The sequence below is a fragment of the Kroppenstedtia sanguinis genome, assembly GCF_050433445.1.
In the GTDB taxonomy this organism is placed as follows: domain Bacteria; phylum Bacillota; class Bacilli; order Thermoactinomycetales; family DSM-45169; genus Kroppenstedtia; species Kroppenstedtia sanguinis.
In genome coordinates this window covers 1-15729 of the sequence record NZ_JBNPXF010000037.1, presented here as the reverse complement: position 1 = coordinate 15729, position 15729 = coordinate 1, and the positions used below count along the sequence as shown (strand labels likewise).

The following is a 15729-nucleotide window of genomic DNA, read 5'->3' as shown; positions in this document are numbered from 1 at the left end:
TTCGCCATAAGAAAATCCCCTCCGGCAGTTCAGTGCTTTTGTCCATCTTACCAGATGGACTTTTTTCACTGTCTACCGTATGGGGATAATACCAGGTTACCGGTATTTTTATTATCGGAACGTTAATCGGACGGTTGGTTATTGGCCGGATGATTACATCCATCGGAAATAAGAAAATGTTATATTTTGGGCTTTTCTTTTTTTTGTTGACATCCCTTTTGTATTTTATTAACGGAGGGATCGGTTTTCTGCTGATGACCCGTTTATTACACGGAATTGCCCTTGGGGCGGCAAGTACAGCAACCGGAACCATTGTCGCTGAGGTATTACCTAGTGAACGAAGAGGAGAAGGAATCGGTTTTTACAGCATGAGCATTACCCTAGCTACTGCAATCGGTCCTTTCATCGGCCTATATTTGAGTTCTCATACAAGTTACCAGGTGATTTTTGGCTTTTGTCTCGCATTGACCATGATTAGTTTCATCATCTCCTTATTTGCTAAAATACCCGTCGTAAAAAAACCTGCAAAAACGAAGATGGATAAAAAATGGGGTCTATCCAGCTTTTTAGAACCGAAAGCCTTTCCCATCGCGCTCGTCGTGATCATCATATCCTTTGGTTATTCCAGCGTCCTTTCCTTCATTAACTTCTATGCAATTGAAATGAACCTGGTCGACGCGGCAGGCCTATTTTTTATTGTCTATGCTGCAGCCATCTTGGTATCTCGACCCTTCACTGGACGGCTGATGGACTTGAAAGGAGCCAACACCATCATGTACCCGGCTTTCATCTTATTTGGAGCAGGGTTACTGTTGTTAAGTACTGTGGAAAGTAGCATCCCGCTATTACTAGCCGGTGTCCTGATGGGTCTTGGTTATGGTAATATGCAATCAACCACGCAAGCGATTGCGGTAAAGGCTGCACCCCCACATCGGATCGGTCTGGCAACGTCAACTTACTATATTGCCCTCGACGCCGGAGTTGGATTTGGACCCTACGTGCTTGGATATATCGTCCCAGTAACCGGATACAGCAATTTGTATACTATCATGGGTGTCATAGTCCTGTTTACGACGATTCTTTATTATTTCATGCATGGAAAAAAGGAACGTTCGATTTCGGCAAATCTAGAGACGGTAAGACAGGAATCCCAAGCCAATTAGGTTGAACACCCAAAGATCAACAAAAATATCCCAGGTGATCCACACTCACCTGGGATATTTCTGTTCCTATAAAAACAGGCTGTTGAGATAGACTCAACAGCCTGTTCCCGTTAGGAGTCTTCAACTTCCATTCATGTCAAAGATCCTTCCGGTTCTTTGAAGAAACGCTGGTGAGTGCGATTCTTCCAGTACAAGCGATAATAAATATACTGGGCCAGCAGATTCACACTGAAGGAGATGGGATAAGCCATCCACACGCCTTGTAAACCAACGGTGTTAGAAAGGATGTAGGCAGCAGGAATCTCCACCAAGATGATCGATAAAATTCCGATCAGGGTGGGCCAGAACACGGTCCCGCTGGATCGCATCAATCCCGTCAGGATGACGACATGGCCCAAAATGATAAAGGACCACAGGGTGATGTACAAAGAGGTCACAGCAACATCCAAGGTGTAAGGATCTGTCAAGAACCAGGAGAGGATCGGACGGCTGAACAGATAGACCACCCCGGTCAGAACCAGACCGATCACATAGTTGAGGACCACGGTGTTTTTAATCAGCTCCTGCAACCGATGTTGCCGATTGGAGCCGATCAGCTGGGCACCAAAGATGCCGATGGCGATCCCTAAGCTCATCGACGGAATCTGCACATAGTTGATCACCTGATTGATCGCCCCGTAGGCGGCGGTAGCATGGGCCCCAAACCGGTTGACAAAAGAGACGATAGCGATCTCCGATGCAGAGATAAAAATCATCTGCGCACCGGTAGGTAGGCCAATCCCGATCATCAGTTTCAGGATCGACGGGTCCAGACGCAGTTTTTTGATGGTAGTCTGATCCAGTGCCAAGGTATGCTTCGTCCAGCGCAAGTAAATGATCAGCAGGATCAAAGAGATCAAGGATCCGATCACATTGGCCGCGGCGGCTCCCTCAATTCCCAGTTGGGGCAGTCCCATCCATCCGAACAGAAAAGCCGGGGTCAACAGGATCGTCAAGGCAGTGCTGATCAACAAAAAGTAAAAGGGAGTCTTGGAATCCCCGGTTCCCCGCAAGAACGTAGTGTAGATAATATATAGGAAGAGAATCGGCAGCCCGCTGAAAAGAACCCGCCCAAACTGGGCCGCCTCCCCCATGATTTCAGCCGGAATTCCGATCAGTTTCAACAAATCATACAGAAATAGATTACCGATGACAGCCGCGACGATTCCCGCCAACAACGCAAAGGTGAGGGAGGTGCCTACGGTGGCTTTCATCCGTTCCCAATTGCGGCTGGCATGGGCTTGCCCGATCAGTACGGAGCTGGCACTTCCCAGTCCGATCACCAAAGAGATCAGCAGGAATGTCAGGGGAAAGATGGCACTAGCAGCGGCCAATGCATGCTCCCCCAGCCCCCTGCCCAGCAAGACCGAACTGACCGTTCCCCCGAGGGATTGTAAAATATTGCTGAGCATCAATGGAATAAAGAAGATGATCAAGGATTGCCACAAGGGCTTGGAAAAGTCGATGGCATCCTTCTCTTCCGGCTCCGCAATCCCCGGTTCCGGTTCCCTCTGCAGAACCGCACCCAATTTGTTGGTAGTGGTTCGACCGCCGGGAACAGAAGGTTGCATGGAAGCTGTATAGGTTTTGTCCGTCTCGTGGGAAACCGTGTGCTCTTCCTGTCCAATTTCCTCCGATGTGGACTCGCGGTACTTCTGATCACTCATCGACAACCACCTCATCTTCTGTATATCCAAGTTAGGCGGACCCCATGACGACCAAAAAAAAAGCCCCCCCAACCCCAGGAGTGCGCGAAATCCGCCAACTCGCTTGTTAACAGATCTATTATAGCTCAAAACGGATCAATAAACACACACATTCACCTGATTTTTTTCGGCTGCCATGGCCGCTGATTTCGAACATCGTCCCCAGCGGAATAGTAAAAAACCACCCCACAAAAGTTGCGGGGCAGCCTCATTCACATCCCCTGATTCAATCTTTCCCACAGCCATTGTTTATGGCGGAGGAAGGTTTCCGTTGCCAGTTGCTCCCGTCGACGGGGACGGGGGAGTTCCACCTGCAGGATCTCCTGGATCCGGGCCGGACGGGGAGTAAGGACAACCACCCGGTCCGAGAGATAGATGGCTTCGTCGATGCTGTGAGTAATAAACAGAACCGTACGGGGAAACCGCTTCAGGATGCCGAGAAGCCAATCCTGCATCCGTTCCCGGGTAAGGGCGTCCAAAGCGCCCATTGGTTCATCCAGCAACCACAGATCCTGATCAGCCATCACCGTCCGCAACAGCGCTGCTCGTTGTCTCATTCCACCAGAGAGGCGGGCGGGAGATTCATGGGCGAAGCTTTCCAATCCAAAGATCGGGAGGAGCTCTTCCGCCCGGCGGCGGGCGTCTTTTTTATTACCGCCCGCCACCTCCACAGCCAGGGTGGCGTTTTCCAGCACGGTGCGCCAGGGAAACAGGCAATCTTTCTGGGGCATGTAGCTGACGTGCCCCGTCTGGCCCGTAATATCCTCCTCTCCGATCCACACCTGCCCCGCTGTGGGTCGTTCCAGTCCGCTGATCAGGTTGAACAGAGTGCTTTTACCGCAGCCGCTAGGACCGATGATGCTAACAAATTCCCCTGGTTCCACCGTCAGATCGATATCTTCCACCACTTGCCGCATTCCTTCTGGCGTAGGGTAGACATGGGATAAGCCCTCCAGTTTGAGTTTCATGATCACTTCTCCGGCAGAAATTCGTTGGTATAGGCTTTCGTGGGATCGATTTTTTTCTCGATCAGCCGATGTTTCCACATCCAGCCGTTAAAATCGACCCATACTTTTTCCTTCTGTTCGCCCCAGCGCTCCGCTTCCTCCTGGTACCTGGGACTCATCCATTTCTGAGAGGCTCGGGCCAGCTTTGGATCTGTCTCGGGGGCTGCCTTCACCAAAATATCCGCCGCTTTCTCTGGATGGGCAATGGCATATTGATACCCCCGGCTAACGGCCCGGACCAGCTTTTTGACCGTTTCAGGATCCTTTTGGATCATCTGTTCGTTGGTGATCAGGGTGGGGGTGTAGAAATCCAGCACCGGATCCAGCTTTCTCAGTTCCAGGAAGTCGAGGTCCACCCCTTGGGTCTCCGCCTGGATGCCGGTCCAACCGTAGTAGATCCAGGAAAAGTCCACATTCCGTTGAGTGGCAGCAAAGAAATCCGATTCCCCCATATTGACGATCTTCATTTGATCTTCCGCCTGTTTCGTCTTCACCCCATCTAGCCGCAATACCGTCTGCAGAAAGGCGTTTTCAATGGGGGTTCCCCAACCGCCATAGGTCTTACCGACAAAATCCCGCGGCCGCTGGATCCCTTTCTTCTTAGGAGCGGCGAAGCCCGAGGTGTTATGTTGCAGAATGGCGGCGATGGAGACAATCGGCACCCCCTGGGCCCGGCCTTGGAGCACATACTCCTGGGAGCTGATACCGAAATCCGCCTTCCCCGCTCCCACCAGCTGGTTAGCTGTGGTTTCTGCCGGAGCGGTGATCTCCACCTTCAGTCCTTCATCGGCGAAATATCCTTTTTCCTGCGCCACATACAGCCCGGTATGGTTGGTATTGGGCACCCAGTCCAGCATCAGGGTCACTTTTTTGTTGCCCGCTTGCCCCTCTTTTTCACCTGAAGCCCCGCAGGCGGTCAAAACCAGAGATAAGACCAACAGCCAGGCCGTCCACCGGAACCCCTGTCTGTATCTGTTCATTCTTCTTTCTCTCCTCTCCGACGTTCCTCATGGTTCCTATAGGCCCAAGGAGCGGCCCAACGAGCCAGGACCTGTACCAATCCGAACAGAATCAGACTCCAAAAGGTGATGGCTACGATGGCTACAAACACCTGATCGGCGGCAAAAGAGTTTTGCGAACGGATCAAAAAGACGCCCAACCCTTCACTCGATCCCAACCATTCGGCGATCACCGCCCCCAGGATGCCATAGGTGGCAGCGATCTTCATTCCGGAAAAAAAGGAGGGCAGGGCATGGGGAAAGCGGACCATCCGAAACACCCGCCACTCCCCGGCCCCCATGGATTTCAACAATCGCACCATGTCCCGATCGGCAGAGCGCAACCCATCCACGGTGCTGACCACCACCGGAAAAAAGGTGACCAAAGCGACGATCAGCACCTTGGGCAACAATCCATACCCAAACCAGAGAATCAAGAGGGGAGCGACGGCGATCACTGGAACCGTCTGCGAGGTGATCAGAAGCGGATACACCCCTCGCCGGAGCCAGGGAAAGAGTTCAATCCCCACTGCCAACAGGAGGGCCACCCCGATCCCCAACCCAAAGCCGAGGGCGGCTTCCGTCAGTGTGGAACCGGTATGGTGCAATAGCAAATCCCAACTTTCTACCAGAGAAGTAGCGATGCCGCTGGGAGCAGGGATCAGCCACGTCTCCACCTTCGTCAAGCGGACAGCGGCTTCCCAGACTGCCAACAGTAAAAAAAGGGTCAACAGAGGGGGAAGGGTCCTCCGCAGCCGATCCCTCCACCACGCCTTCATCGGGAATCGCCGGCATCATATTTGCCTGTCTTCTCTTCCATGGTGACACCGGTAGGTTTATAGTCCACCTTGATGATCGAAAGCACCCGGGAGCCCCCTGCCTTCACCACCGCTTCCTGAGCCTCCTTCACGATCGCCATCAGCTGATCATAGTCTCCTTCCATCGTGGTCTCCATCGGACCCACCCGGTATTTGACACCTGATGCTTGAATCACCTGGATTGCTTCGTCCACACGGGCATACACCTCTTCATCACTTGCCCCTCGGGGTAAAATCTGCAGACTGACATTGGCATTGGCCATCGGGTCCCCTCCTTTGGATAAACAAAAAAACCAACCCTGTCCGGATTGATTGCGAGTTTTCCATACGTATGCATACAGCGGCCCTCCCGGCCGCCTCTTCCGTATGTTTCGTATGTTCCCTACGCTGGTATCATCCAGATCAGGTTCAGCGGGTCGGTGCTGTGCTACACCCTCTCAGCCGGTCCTCCGGCTCCCCTTTGTCCTTTTCGCCAAACAATATACCACAGATCCCATCTGGTGACAAACTCCCCGTGCTCCATCTTGCCAAAAACGAAAAAAAAGGTAGGATAGAATGGAGAAACAGCAGGGTACGAACTAAACAAGTTTTCCCCAGGTCTCTTCTCGGATCCGGGATCGAATACATCAGAATTTCTTGAAAGTGGGGAATGTGAATGCAACATAACAAATGGATGACTTGCACCATCACCGAGGAGTGGCACAACCAAACGGTGGAGGAAGTGTTGAAGGGCCCGCTCCTCCTCTCCAACCGGATGATCAACCGCCTGACTCGTTCCCGAGGCATTCGCCTCAATCGCCAGATGCCCTATCTAAAACGAGTGGTCCAAGAAGGAGACCAGCTTCAGGTAGCCGTCCGGCCGAGAGAGCAAGCCGATCTGGAACCGGAACCGATTCCCTTGGAGGTCCCCTATGAGGATGAGGACTGGATGGTAGTGGACAAACCTGCGGGTATCAACGTGCACCCGGTACATTCCGGCGAGGCAGGAACATTGGCCCACGGCATTATCCACCGCTGGAAAGAGCAGGGATGGGAAGGGAAAGTCCGCCCCGTCCACCGTCTGGATCGCCACACCTCGGGACTGCTGGTGGTAGCCAAATCAGCTTACGCCCACCAACTGATGGATCGACAATTGCGGGAAAAGCGACTCAAACGGGTCTATTATGCCTTTTTGGAGGGATCCCTAACCCAGGCCCCGGCGGCAGAAGGAACGATCGACGCCGCGATCGACCGGGATCCAGACCATCCCCTCCGACGCCAGGTCTCCCCGGCAGGAGATCCCGCAGTAACCCATTACCGCGTCTTGGCCCGAAACCAGGAGGCCACCCTGGTACAAGTGGAACTGGAGACAGGACGCACTCACCAGATTCGCGTCCACTTCTCCCACCTGGGCTTTCCCTTGTTCGGGGACGGACTCTACGGGAGTACCAGCCCCCTCATCCGCCGCCAGGCTCTACACGCCTGTGAAGTCGGTTTCCACCATCCCCTCCGGGGGGAACCCGTCACTGTCCACTCCCCCCTGCCCAAAGACCTGACCCGCCTGGCCAAAGAACTGGAACTGCCATTGCCGGTGGAAATGAAAAATCCTTGTTGAGGGCAACGACTAGAAGCACTATGAAAATATCAGAGGAAGGGTTGGGTTCACACAGAACCTCTTTGGATCATTAGATGCTGGCATCGAATATGCCCCCATCCCGACCGTTTTGTACCCAAATATGAATATGAATTTATCAGACACAATCCACAAAAGTGGATAAAAACACTACCCCTCAGTGCATGCCGAGGGGTAACAAAAATAAATACTTGAAAAAATATTTTGTTTTGGTTAAAAAGAAAAGAGTCTCTGTTCAAGACATAGGTCCTTATTAATCAAGTGAACATCTAGAAGGGGAAATGTCCCTTGTCGCTCAACATTTTCGAAAATATAGACACACTGTCCCTTTTTTTACTGTTTCTCATTCCCGGATTCATTTCCATTCGCGTTTACGACACCCTGATTCCAGGTGAAAACAGGGATTATTCTAAGTCTTTGGTTGAATTGATTGGGTATAGCACACTAAATTTCATTCTTTTATCGCCCTTGATTTATTGGATGTCCATCGCTGTATGGTGGGTTCAGTGGATCCTATTGATCGCTCTTGTAATCCTATTTCCGATCCTTTGGCCTTTAGTGATCATCTGGTTGCTCGGAGGAGAAAAAGCTCGGTTCTGGATAGAAAAAATCCCTTTAATCAAGCACACCTTGGGCAGAACCAGGGAGCCCTTCCGTACCAGCTGGGATTGGGTATTCAGTCAGCGCCGTAAATATTGGGTGGTGGTTACCCTTAAAAACGGCAAAAAATATGGTGGGAAAATGTCAAGTAAATCATACGCCTCTTCATATCCTCCAAACTATCAAATTTATATAGAGGAGACTTGGGAAGTTGATGAAAATGGAGAGTTTACCGGGGAACAAAAAGAGAATGCCTGTGGAGTACTGATTGTATCTGATGAAATTGAGGCAATTGAATTCTTTGACTAATGGGAGATGAGCATCTATGAAAGACAAAAAAACTGACAGACACAACGGAAAGGAATCTAGGCCCCATCCCGTTTTTCAACGACGACTTGAACGATCCACAAAAAGAGGATATCGACCTATCAAGGGGGAAATCAGCAGCAAACCTCCCGGCCATCGTGATGATCAAAACAACAATCGGTAAAAACGATCCAAGCCATGGCTATCGTCCTCTCGGACCATGCTGACGGCATTGTGGTCGCCGATGCGGTGCCCCCAAGGCATCCCTTCGTGCAAACGAGAAACCCCCCGAAAAAACCGGGGGGTTTGTGATTCACTCCGTCTTGGATGTCAGCCGGAGACGGAGAGCGACGGGTTTGGAGTGGGGGTCGATGGAAATCCAGCCACGTTCCTGGCATTTGGCTAGGGTCTTGTCCACCTCGGTGGCGGCCAGACCTGCTTCTCGGACCCAATCTTTAGTGCCAATGCGAAGGGAGGGGGTATTCTCATCTTCCCCGAGACGAAGATACTTGCGCACCAGGTAACCCATCAGCTTGATCTCCGCTTTGGTCACTTGTTTGGCAGCGACGATTTTGACAAAGTATGATTCCATCAGTTGCATGGCCTCCGGCGATCCGGTCACCGGACGGCTCCCTTTACTTCCATACCAGGTTGCCATCAGTTTCTCCAGCCTTTCGGTTCCTGAAAATCTCAGCCTTTCAGCCCCAGTATACCGAAGTCGCGGCTTCCCGACAATTTCCGCAGAAAAAGAGGTGCCGGAGTAGCACCTCTTTGCAAGCCTTATACCATCCTCAGCAGTGCTTCCCGCCCGGACATTCCCGCATGGATCCCCTGTTGTTCCGCATGAGTCGTCACCTTCTCCAAGGGGGCCTCCAACAGGGCCTCCAGGGTTCTTACTCCCACCGCCCGGCCCGCCAAGATGCCCCGTTGCGCCAGTCTTTCATTCAACAGATCCACATCTAGTGCACCGCACATGATGTATCCTTTCTCCGTTGTGATCACCAACAGATCGGTCTTGGGCAGGGCCACTTCCACACCGATCACCGGATGCCCCTTCACTTGCATCGGTTGTAATCGGACCACACCGACCCCTCCTGTCTGGTTTGCATTTCCTATACTCTATGTCGAAGGAAGGGAAGGGGTGTCCGGATCAGTGGTAGCGTGGGTGGTTGGCTGATTCCCCCTCCGTGCCATCGCCTTCCTGGGCGATTTTCATCTTGAGCATCTCCACGAGATAGACTCCCACCATTTGAATCACTTCTTCGTCGTCCATATCCCGGATCAACTGCATGATATCTTCCCGTGTCTGATCTTCCAGGATATTGAGAACCACCGAAACGGCGTTTTCTTCATTATCCGCTAAATGCTCCCGGTAAAGGGAGAACAGGTCGTCCACAAAACGCATGCTTGTACCTCCTTCGTTCCTGAAGTTATTCTAACTGATTGGGAGGCTTGTGCGAAGCACAAAAATGATAACAAAGCCGGAAGGTGGGAAAATTCCTGTTTAATCTTCCCGTCGGGGGAAGAAAACATCCCGAACATTGGTTATAATGAGGGACGAAGAGAAGGAGGAACAAACCATGTCAGCCAAAAAAATCGCCCCGATCGCTATGATCGCCGCCATCTATGCAGTACTCACCCTAACCCTCTACCCGCTCTCTTACGGAGTGATCCAATTTCGCATCTCGGAAGTGATGACCCTCCTTCCCTTTGTGACCCCCCTGGCCGTCCCTGGACTGTTCGTCGGGGCGCTGATCGCCAACTTGTTCAGCCCGGTCGGATTTTATGATGTTCTCTTTGGAAGCTTGGCTTCTCTTATCGCCGCCTGGTTGACCTCACGGATGCCGTCCCGATGGTTGGCTCCGTTACCCCCGGTGCTGGTCAATGCCGTCATCATCGGAACCTTGTTGAAAGTCGTCAGCGGTCTCGATGTCACCTTGCCCGCAGCTATGCTTTATGTAGGGATCGGCCAATTGGTGGTCTGTTACGGATTGGGTCTGCCCTTCTTGTATGTAATGGAGCGGTTCCGGAACCGGATTCCCGGCGCCCGTCCCCGCCCCTGAGTCAATCAGGATCACGCCACCGGGGACGAAAGCTCCTCTCTGGCGCCCCAGATTGCCGGAGATGATGGGCCAATACATCCCGTAAAAACTCCGGCAAAAAATATTTTTTCTCCCTCCCCTTTTTAAACTCCTCGTATCCGGCTCCAAAGGTAAACATATCGATGGTGGCCACGCGATAATCCCGGTCTTCATCCAACGGTGCCCCGTTGATTTCCACCTGTCCTAACCGTTTGCCCGCTGGCTTCAACGAGTTCATCTCCGCTTCCATTCCTGCCAGGTTCATCATCCCCAGCTTTTTGCCGCGGAAACCAAACCCTCGGATCTCCAGTTCCTGGCGATCCCGGATCAGGGATTCCTCCAATATCCTGCGAATCTCTCCTCCGGACAACACCAATCGCACCGGATTGATCGGATGGGGGCAGATTTGGTGAAGACGCCCTCGAGTCACCGATCCTGCCTGCAATCCTCCCAGCAATTGACCAGCATTCACCAGAGCACAGTCCGAATCAGGTACCCAGTGTAGCAATCCGTCTGCCAGAAAATTGCCCAAGGGGGATTCTGCATACCAATCCACCGGCAGTGGTCGGTCCAACTCCCGAATCGTTTCAGAGAGATGCGCCTCTGCTTCCCTGCGAAATCCCCGGATTCGAGCCTCCAGCTGGGGATCGGGATCGACAGCAGCCACCGGCAAACACCCTCCCTCGCGACGGGTCACCTGTTGCCGAGTCGGATTCAACTCCAGCGTCACATGTCCCACATGACCGCCGAATTTTCCCGCTGCGGCGATCAGAGTGTTCCCCACCCGTTCCGGCACCTCCAGCAGATGATGGGTGTGGGAGCCCAGGATGACATCGATCCCTGGTACCACCTCCGCCAGTCGGCGGTCATTGCCGATACCGAGATGGGAAAGGATTACGACAGCGTGAACTTCTTTCCGTAGACGGGAGACCGCCTCGGGTAATACCTCAAAGGGATCGGACACTTGCCATCCCAACAGTTCGTAAAACTGTGGGAACGGGATCGTCACCCCGAGAAACCCGATCCGAAATCCGTCTACCTCCCGAATCTCCCAGGGCTGGATCCAAGGAGGACGGGACCCATCCTCCTCTTCCACATTGAGTGCCAAGACTTTAAAGGGGGATTTCTCGTACAGTTCGTGAAGTTCCTCTTTGGAAAAGGTGAGCAATTCATTATTGCCCAGAGTGATCAATTCATACCCTGTGATGTCCATGACCGAACGGTTGGCCCGGCCCAGAGTTCCTTCCGTCTCCAAACTGAACCGATCCATGTGATCTCCCAGATCTACCCGAAATACTTTATCCCCTTCTCCTTCCAACTGTTCCGACAGCCTGTGAAGAAGGGTATGGATCGCCGGCATCGATTCAAAATGGCTGTGAAGATCATTTGTATGCAGGATGTGTACTCGATTCATGCCCTTGACTCCACCTCCTCGGTCAGGAGAGACCTTCGCCGATCATGCGGATCGCCACCAAGGCGATCGCCAACTTTAAGGCCCACATCAGAGCGGTACTGCTCATTTTCATTGAAATCCAGGCTCCCAGTCTGCCGCCGACCCAAGCTCCGGGAGCGATCATCAACACTGCCATCCACTCGATATTTCCTTGAAAGAGGTGGGTGATGGAGCCGGTAATGGATGACAGGAAAATAATGAACATCGACGTGGCGGAGGCTACATGAGGCGGAAACTGGAACAAAAGCACCATCAGCGGTATTATCAGCGCTCCTCCGCCAATTCCAAATAACCCTGAGAGCAATCCCACCAAGAAACCACCCACCACGGCGACAGTGCGATGGTAACCGTAACGGTATATATTCCCTTCTGCATCCTTAAATTCCCGCCGAACACTCCATTTTACCCTTTCCACTTTCAGCCGATCGCCCCAGGTCAATAAGAGGGCGATCCCGATCATCAAGATTCCGAAGACGATATAGAACACTTCTCCGGTAAAGTAACGGGTCAACCACGCTCCCAAAATCGCCCCAGGTCCACTACCCCCAAAAAAACCCCATCCGCTGGAGAAGTCGACACGTTTCTGACGGGCATAAGACAGGGTGGAGGAGAGTGCAGTGATAATCACCACTACCAAAGACGTTCCTACCGCCATCTGCGGTGTGATATGCCCCGCCTCCGGAAAATGAGAAGCCAGGAATAACATCGCCGGAACAGTGATGATTCCTCCGCCTAGTCCGACAATGGCACCGATGGTACCGGACACCAGACCGATGACAAGAAATAAAATCAGTTTTAAAAGCATACATCCACCCCAGATACTCAAAGCATCGTCATGGCAACCATTTTTGGAGGGTCAGGAGTTTGATAGCAGCTCGGCTTCAGTCGGAATAAGCCCTCAAAAGATTCCCAACTGCCGGGGTGCCAAACCCTTCACCTCGAGATTCAACATTTCCACCATCTGTTTAGCATTGCCCGCTGCATCCCCCCGAGAGTTGTTATTAAATAACAACGTCACCTGTTCCGCCTGTTCCTTCAACTGCTGAATCCGCTCCGTCCACTCCAACAACTCTTCTTCCGTATAGCGATAAGCATAGCGAACCTTCCGCCAGTCGGCATTGGAACGGCCGTTTGAGTTCCAGCCCGACCGGTTGCGACCATGAAAGCGAATCAAAACCTGAGAAGGCTGAGTGACAGCGAGAACCATCGGAACAGAACCGCTACCGGCTTGCGGTTCATCACAAATCACATGGATGATTCCTTCCTCTTCCAAAAAGCGAAGCGTTCCCTCCCGGAACCGAGGCTCAAACCAGGTCTGATTTCGGAATTCCACAGCCAAGGGAAGATCAGGAAAAGCCTGACGACAGCGCCGGATATACCGGACATACTCCCGAGTACAATCCACCCAAGGTGGAAACTGAAACAGGACCCCGCTTAATTTCCCCGCCTTCTCCATCGGACGGATCGATGCGGCAAATTCTTGAAAGATCTCCCGCATCGAACGGACCGGCACTCCTTCCCGCCGGCCGTGACCTGTCATCTCCCGGTATGCCTTAACCACGAATCGAAAGGCCTCCGGTGTCTCCTCTTCCCACTGCGCCATCCGCTCCGGGGAAGGGATCGCATGATAGGTACTGTCCACTTCCACCACTGGAAAGTGAGCAGCATAGGCAGACAATTTCCCCCGATCGGCAGTGCCGGCGGGATCCAGGTCGTGATCCCCCCAGCCGCAAACACCGATCTGGATCGGATTGAACAACGGGATCACCCCCTTTTCATGCGGACATTGTACCACAGGTTGTGACAACAAAATCTATTCTTTTTGCCCCGTTGAACATTTCGGAGTAAAATGGAGAAGTCAAATGAACAGATTTTGAAAAAAACGGGGGCTGAAAGATCTTCTGACCATGGGGTGGAAACGATGGCTCTTCCGACGATCTCGATCCGACAGGATGTGATCCTCCAAATTGAAAAACACTGTCTGCGGGAACTCCCGCGGGAAGGTTGCGGACTCTTGGCGGGTCAAGGTCGGGAAATCACTCGTTTTTTCCCGATTCCCAACCAAGATCCCGATCCCGACTCTTTTTCATTTGAACCACGAACTTATCTGGAAACCTTGAAAGAGATGCGAAGACAGACTCTGGAACCTCTCGGGATGGTACATTCCCATCCGCGTTCAGACCCTTGGCCTTCGGCCAAGGATATCCGAGAATGGCATTATCCTGAGTTGACTAGTTGGATCCTGTCTCTCAAACAGGCTGAGCCTCGATTATCCGCCTACTGTATCCAAGGCGGGCAGGTCGATCCGGTCATGTATCTCGTGTCCGGTCCGGCCCCCGACCCGAGCTGAATGGAGTGAACTCAATGCAAACCCCAGAGGGGTGGGCTTTACACACTGACAAGTACCAAATCACCATGATGTACGCCCACTGGAAAAATGGCACCCACCTCCAACGAAGAGCTTTTGACCTTTATTTTCGTAAACTTCCTTTCGGCAATGGCTTCGCTGTTTTTGCCGGATTGGAACGGGCCATCCAATACTTGGACTACCTCAAATTCAGCGCGGAGGATATTCAATACCTCGCAGAGCAACCGGAAAAGTTTGATCCCGCCTTTTTGGATCTGTTGCGAAACTTCCGTTTTACCGGAAACGTTCAAGGAATGAAGGAAGGCACGATCGTCTTTCCCAATGAGCCTCTGCTCCGCCTGGAAGGAACGATTTTAGAATTGCAACTAGTAGAGACCGCCCTGCTCAACTTCATTGGCTACCAAACTCTGATCGCCACTAAAGCGGCGCGGATCAAATCAGTGGCGGGAAATGATTCATTGATGGAGTTCGGCAGCCGCCGGGCACAGGAGAAGGATGCGGCAATCTGGGGAGCCCGGGCAGCTTATCTGGCGGGATTTGACGCAACTTCCAACCTCCTGGCGGGTGAACTCTTCGGCATCCCTGTCAGCGGCACCCATTCCCATGCCTGGGTGCAGGATTTCGACAGCGAAATAGAAGCTTTTCGCGCTTTTGCCCAAGCTTATCCCGAGGATTCTGTGCTACTGGTGGACACCTATGACACCCTGCGCAGCGGGGTTCCCCACGCCATCCAAGTCGGGTTGGAACTAAAAGAGCAAGGACATCGCCTGGCGGGAATCCGACTGGACAGCGGGGATTTGGCCTACCTTTCCAAGGAAGCCCGCCGGATGTTGGATGAAGCGGGATTGACAGACACTCGCATCGTCGCTTCCAGCGATCTGGATGAAGACACCCTGCTCAATTTGAAGTCCCAGGGTGCACAGGTAGATTCCTGGGGAGTGGGCACCCGTTTAATCACGGCCTATGGTCAACCCGCTCTCGGGGCGGTCTATAAATTGGTGGCTCGGAACCAGAATGGCGAATGGATTCCATCCATCAAGATTTCTTCCAATCCGGAAAAAGTGACCACCCCCGGACTCAAATCGGTCTATCGCATTATCGACCGTCGCACCAATAAAGCCCGCGCTGATCTGATCACTCCCGCAGGCCAACAAGTGGATGAAGGAAAACCCCTCACCCTTTTCCATCCGATACACACCTACCGCAAGAAAAAGGTACGTCACTTTCGGGCGGTCCCCCTCCTGGAGCCGATCTTTGAAGAGGGAAAACGAGTCTATAAGTTGCCCACCCTAGAGGAGATTAAGGCCCATTATCAAGAACAGCGCACCCTGTTTTGGGAGGAGTACCTCCGTCTGTTGAATCCGGAAGAGTACCCAGTGGATCTGACCGACGAACTCTGGGCAACCAAACAAAACCTGATTCAGCAGATCTATCAACAAATCCGCACCGAAAACGGCAACGGAAATGGAAAGTCGTGAACAAGTGGTATTATCCCCTTGAGGTAGACAGTGAAAAAAGTCCATCTGGTAAGATGGACAAAAGCACTGAACTGCCGGAGGGGATTTTCTTATGGCGAAA

General features: G+C 52.4%; 16 protein-coding genes, 1 pseudogene and 1 riboswitch. Of the genes and pseudogenes, 6 read left to right on the top strand and 11 right to left on the bottom strand.

The features are described from left to right. Nucleotides 1–95: 95 nt before the first annotated feature. Nucleotides 96–1163: pseudogene (locus JOD24_RS15525) on the top strand (MFS transporter); the annotation flags it as partial. A gap of 131 nt (nt 1164–1294) precedes the next feature. Here the strand turns inward: JOD24_RS15525 and JOD24_RS15520 are convergent. From JOD24_RS15520 to JOD24_RS15500, 5 genes are all read right to left on the bottom strand, one after another. Then, complete coding sequence (locus JOD24_RS15520; RefSeq protein WP_429247301.1) at nt 1295–2869, bottom strand: MATE family efflux transporter; 1575 nt, start codon at nt 2867–2869, stop codon at nt 1295–1297. A gap of 251 nt (nt 2870–3120) precedes the next feature. Beyond that, complete coding sequence (locus JOD24_RS15515; RefSeq protein ID WP_380164256.1) at nt 3121–3876, bottom strand: ABC transporter ATP-binding protein; 756 nt, start codon at nt 3874–3876, stop codon at nt 3121–3123. Between the two features lie 2 nt (nt 3877–3878). Then, entirely contained in the window at nt 3879–4895 is a 1017-nt protein-coding gene (locus JOD24_RS15510; RefSeq protein ID WP_380164258.1) for an ABC transporter substrate-binding protein, read from the bottom strand. Further along, a complete protein-coding gene (locus JOD24_RS15505) occupies nt 4892–5692 on the bottom strand; it encodes an ABC transporter permease (protein WP_429247300.1) in 801 nt (266 codons plus the stop codon). The genes JOD24_RS15510 and JOD24_RS15505 overlap by 4 nt, the downstream gene beginning before the upstream one ends. Then, complete coding sequence (locus tag JOD24_RS15500; RefSeq protein ID WP_380164262.1) at nt 5689–5994, bottom strand: MTH1187 family thiamine-binding protein; 306 nt, start codon at nt 5992–5994, stop codon at nt 5689–5691. Before JOD24_RS15500 ends, JOD24_RS15505 begins: the two co-directional genes overlap by 4 nt. 99 nt (nt 5995–6093) lie before the next feature. Then, nucleotides 6094–6201: riboswitch (TPP riboswitch) on the bottom strand. Between the two features lie 185 nt (nt 6202–6386). Between JOD24_RS15500 and JOD24_RS15495 the strand changes: the two genes are divergently transcribed. Continuing rightward, complete coding sequence (locus JOD24_RS15495; RefSeq protein WP_380164264.1) at nt 6387–7325, top strand: RluA family pseudouridine synthase; 939 nt, start codon at nt 6387–6389, stop codon at nt 7323–7325. Between the two features lie 306 nt (nt 7326–7631). Beyond that, nucleotides 7632–8252 carry a DUF6338 family protein gene (locus JOD24_RS15490; protein WP_429247299.1) on the top strand — a complete coding sequence of 207 codons (621 nt, stop codon included), beginning with the start codon at nt 7632–7634 and terminating at the stop codon, nt 8250–8252. Between the two features lie 310 nt (nt 8253–8562). Here JOD24_RS15490 and JOD24_RS15485 read toward each other — a convergent pair whose 3' ends face one another. The 3 genes from JOD24_RS15485 to JOD24_RS15475 all read right to left on the bottom strand — a co-directional run bounded on the left by JOD24_RS15485 (nt 8563) and on the right by JOD24_RS15475 (nt 9654). After that, nucleotides 8563–8907 carry a hypothetical protein gene (locus tag JOD24_RS15485; protein WP_380164270.1) on the bottom strand — a complete coding sequence of 115 codons (345 nt, stop codon included), beginning with the start codon at nt 8905–8907 and terminating at the stop codon, nt 8563–8565. Nucleotides 8908–9029: 122 nt separating this feature from the next. After that, nucleotides 9030–9332, bottom strand: a complete 303-nt coding sequence (locus JOD24_RS15480; protein ID WP_380164272.1) for a YunC family protein — start codon at nt 9330–9332, stop codon at nt 9030–9032. A gap of 67 nt (nt 9333–9399) precedes the next feature. Further along, complete coding sequence (locus JOD24_RS15475; protein WP_380164274.1) at nt 9400–9654, bottom strand: DUF6154 family protein; 255 nt, start codon at nt 9652–9654, stop codon at nt 9400–9402. A 175-nt stretch (nt 9655–9829) separates the two neighbouring features. On the opposite strand from JOD24_RS15475, the gene JOD24_RS15470 reads away from it, so the two are divergent. Beyond that, entirely contained in the window at nt 9830–10312 is a 483-nt protein-coding gene (locus JOD24_RS15470; protein WP_429247298.1) for a QueT transporter family protein, read from the top strand. 1 nt (nt 10313) lies between these two features. On the opposite strand, the gene JOD24_RS15465 is transcribed toward JOD24_RS15470, so the two are convergent. The 3 genes from JOD24_RS15465 to JOD24_RS15455 all read right to left on the bottom strand — a co-directional run bounded on the left by JOD24_RS15465 (nt 10314) and on the right by JOD24_RS15455 (nt 13551). Next, the gene (locus JOD24_RS15465; protein WP_380164278.1) at nt 10314–11744 is read right to left on the bottom strand and encodes a bifunctional metallophosphatase/5'-nucleotidase; all 1431 of its coding nucleotides are present in this window, start codon (nt 11742–11744) and stop codon (nt 10314–10316) included. A gap of 22 nt (nt 11745–11766) precedes the next feature. Next, nucleotides 11767–12588, bottom strand: a complete 822-nt coding sequence (locus JOD24_RS15460) for a sulfite exporter TauE/SafE family protein (RefSeq protein ID WP_380164280.1) — start codon at nt 12586–12588, stop codon at nt 11767–11769. A gap of 93 nt (nt 12589–12681) precedes the next feature. Beyond that, entirely contained in the window at nt 12682–13551 is an 870-nt protein-coding gene (locus JOD24_RS15455) for a DUF72 domain-containing protein (protein ID WP_380164602.1), read from the bottom strand. 153 nt (nt 13552–13704) lie between these two features. Here JOD24_RS15455 and JOD24_RS15450 point away from each other — a divergent pair, with 153 nt between their 5' ends. Together JOD24_RS15450 and JOD24_RS15445 are read left to right on the top strand one after the other, a co-directional pair. After that, nucleotides 13705–14133 (top strand): M67 family metallopeptidase, encoded by a 429-nt coding sequence (locus JOD24_RS15450; RefSeq protein WP_429247297.1) that lies wholly within the window; start codon nt 13705–13707, stop codon nt 14131–14133. Between the two features lie 14 nt (nt 14134–14147). After that, a complete protein-coding gene (locus tag JOD24_RS15445) occupies nt 14148–15629 on the top strand; it encodes a nicotinate phosphoribosyltransferase (RefSeq protein ID WP_429247296.1) in 1482 nt (493 codons plus the stop codon). Nucleotides 15630–15729: the final 100 nt, after the last annotated feature.

Coding starts and splice junctions, on each gene's coding strand:
- JOD24_RS15520 (WP_429247301.1), bottom strand. CDS start 2,869: ATGAGTGATCAGAAGTACCGCGAGTCCACATCGGAGGAAATTGGACAG.
- JOD24_RS15515 (WP_380164256.1), bottom strand. CDS start 3,876: ATGAAACTCAAACTGGAGGGCTTATCCCATGTCTACCCTACGCCAGAA.
- JOD24_RS15510 (WP_380164258.1), bottom strand. CDS start 4,895: ATGAACAGATACAGACAGGGGTTCCGGTGGACGGCCTGGCTGTTGGTC.
- JOD24_RS15505 (WP_429247300.1), bottom strand. CDS start 5,692: ATGAAGGCGTGGTGGAGGGATCGGCTGCGGAGGACCCTTCCCCCTCTG.
- JOD24_RS15500 (WP_380164262.1), bottom strand. CDS start 5,994: ATGGCCAATGCCAATGTCAGTCTGCAGATTTTACCCCGAGGGGCAAGT.
- JOD24_RS15495 (WP_380164264.1), top strand. CDS start 6,387: ATGCAACATAACAAATGGATGACTTGCACCATCACCGAGGAGTGGCAC.
- JOD24_RS15485 (WP_380164270.1), bottom strand. CDS start 8,907: ATGGCAACCTGGTATGGAAGTAAAGGGAGCCGTCCGGTGACCGGATCG.
- JOD24_RS15475 (WP_380164274.1), bottom strand. CDS start 9,654: ATGCGTTTTGTGGACGACCTGTTCTCCCTTTACCGGGAGCATTTAGCG.
- JOD24_RS15470 (WP_429247298.1), top strand. CDS start 9,830: ATGTCAGCCAAAAAAATCGCCCCGATCGCTATGATCGCCGCCATCTAT.
- JOD24_RS15465 (WP_380164278.1), bottom strand. CDS start 11,744: ATGAATCGAGTACACATCCTGCATACAAATGATCTTCACAGCCATTTT.
- JOD24_RS15460 (WP_380164280.1), bottom strand. CDS start 12,588: ATGCTTTTAAAACTGATTTTATTTCTTGTCATCGGTCTGGTGTCCGGT.
- JOD24_RS15450 (WP_429247297.1), top strand. CDS start 13,705: ATGGCTCTTCCGACGATCTCGATCCGACAGGATGTGATCCTCCAAATT.
- JOD24_RS15445 (WP_429247296.1), top strand. CDS start 14,148: ATGCAAACCCCAGAGGGGTGGGCTTTACACACTGACAAGTACCAAATC.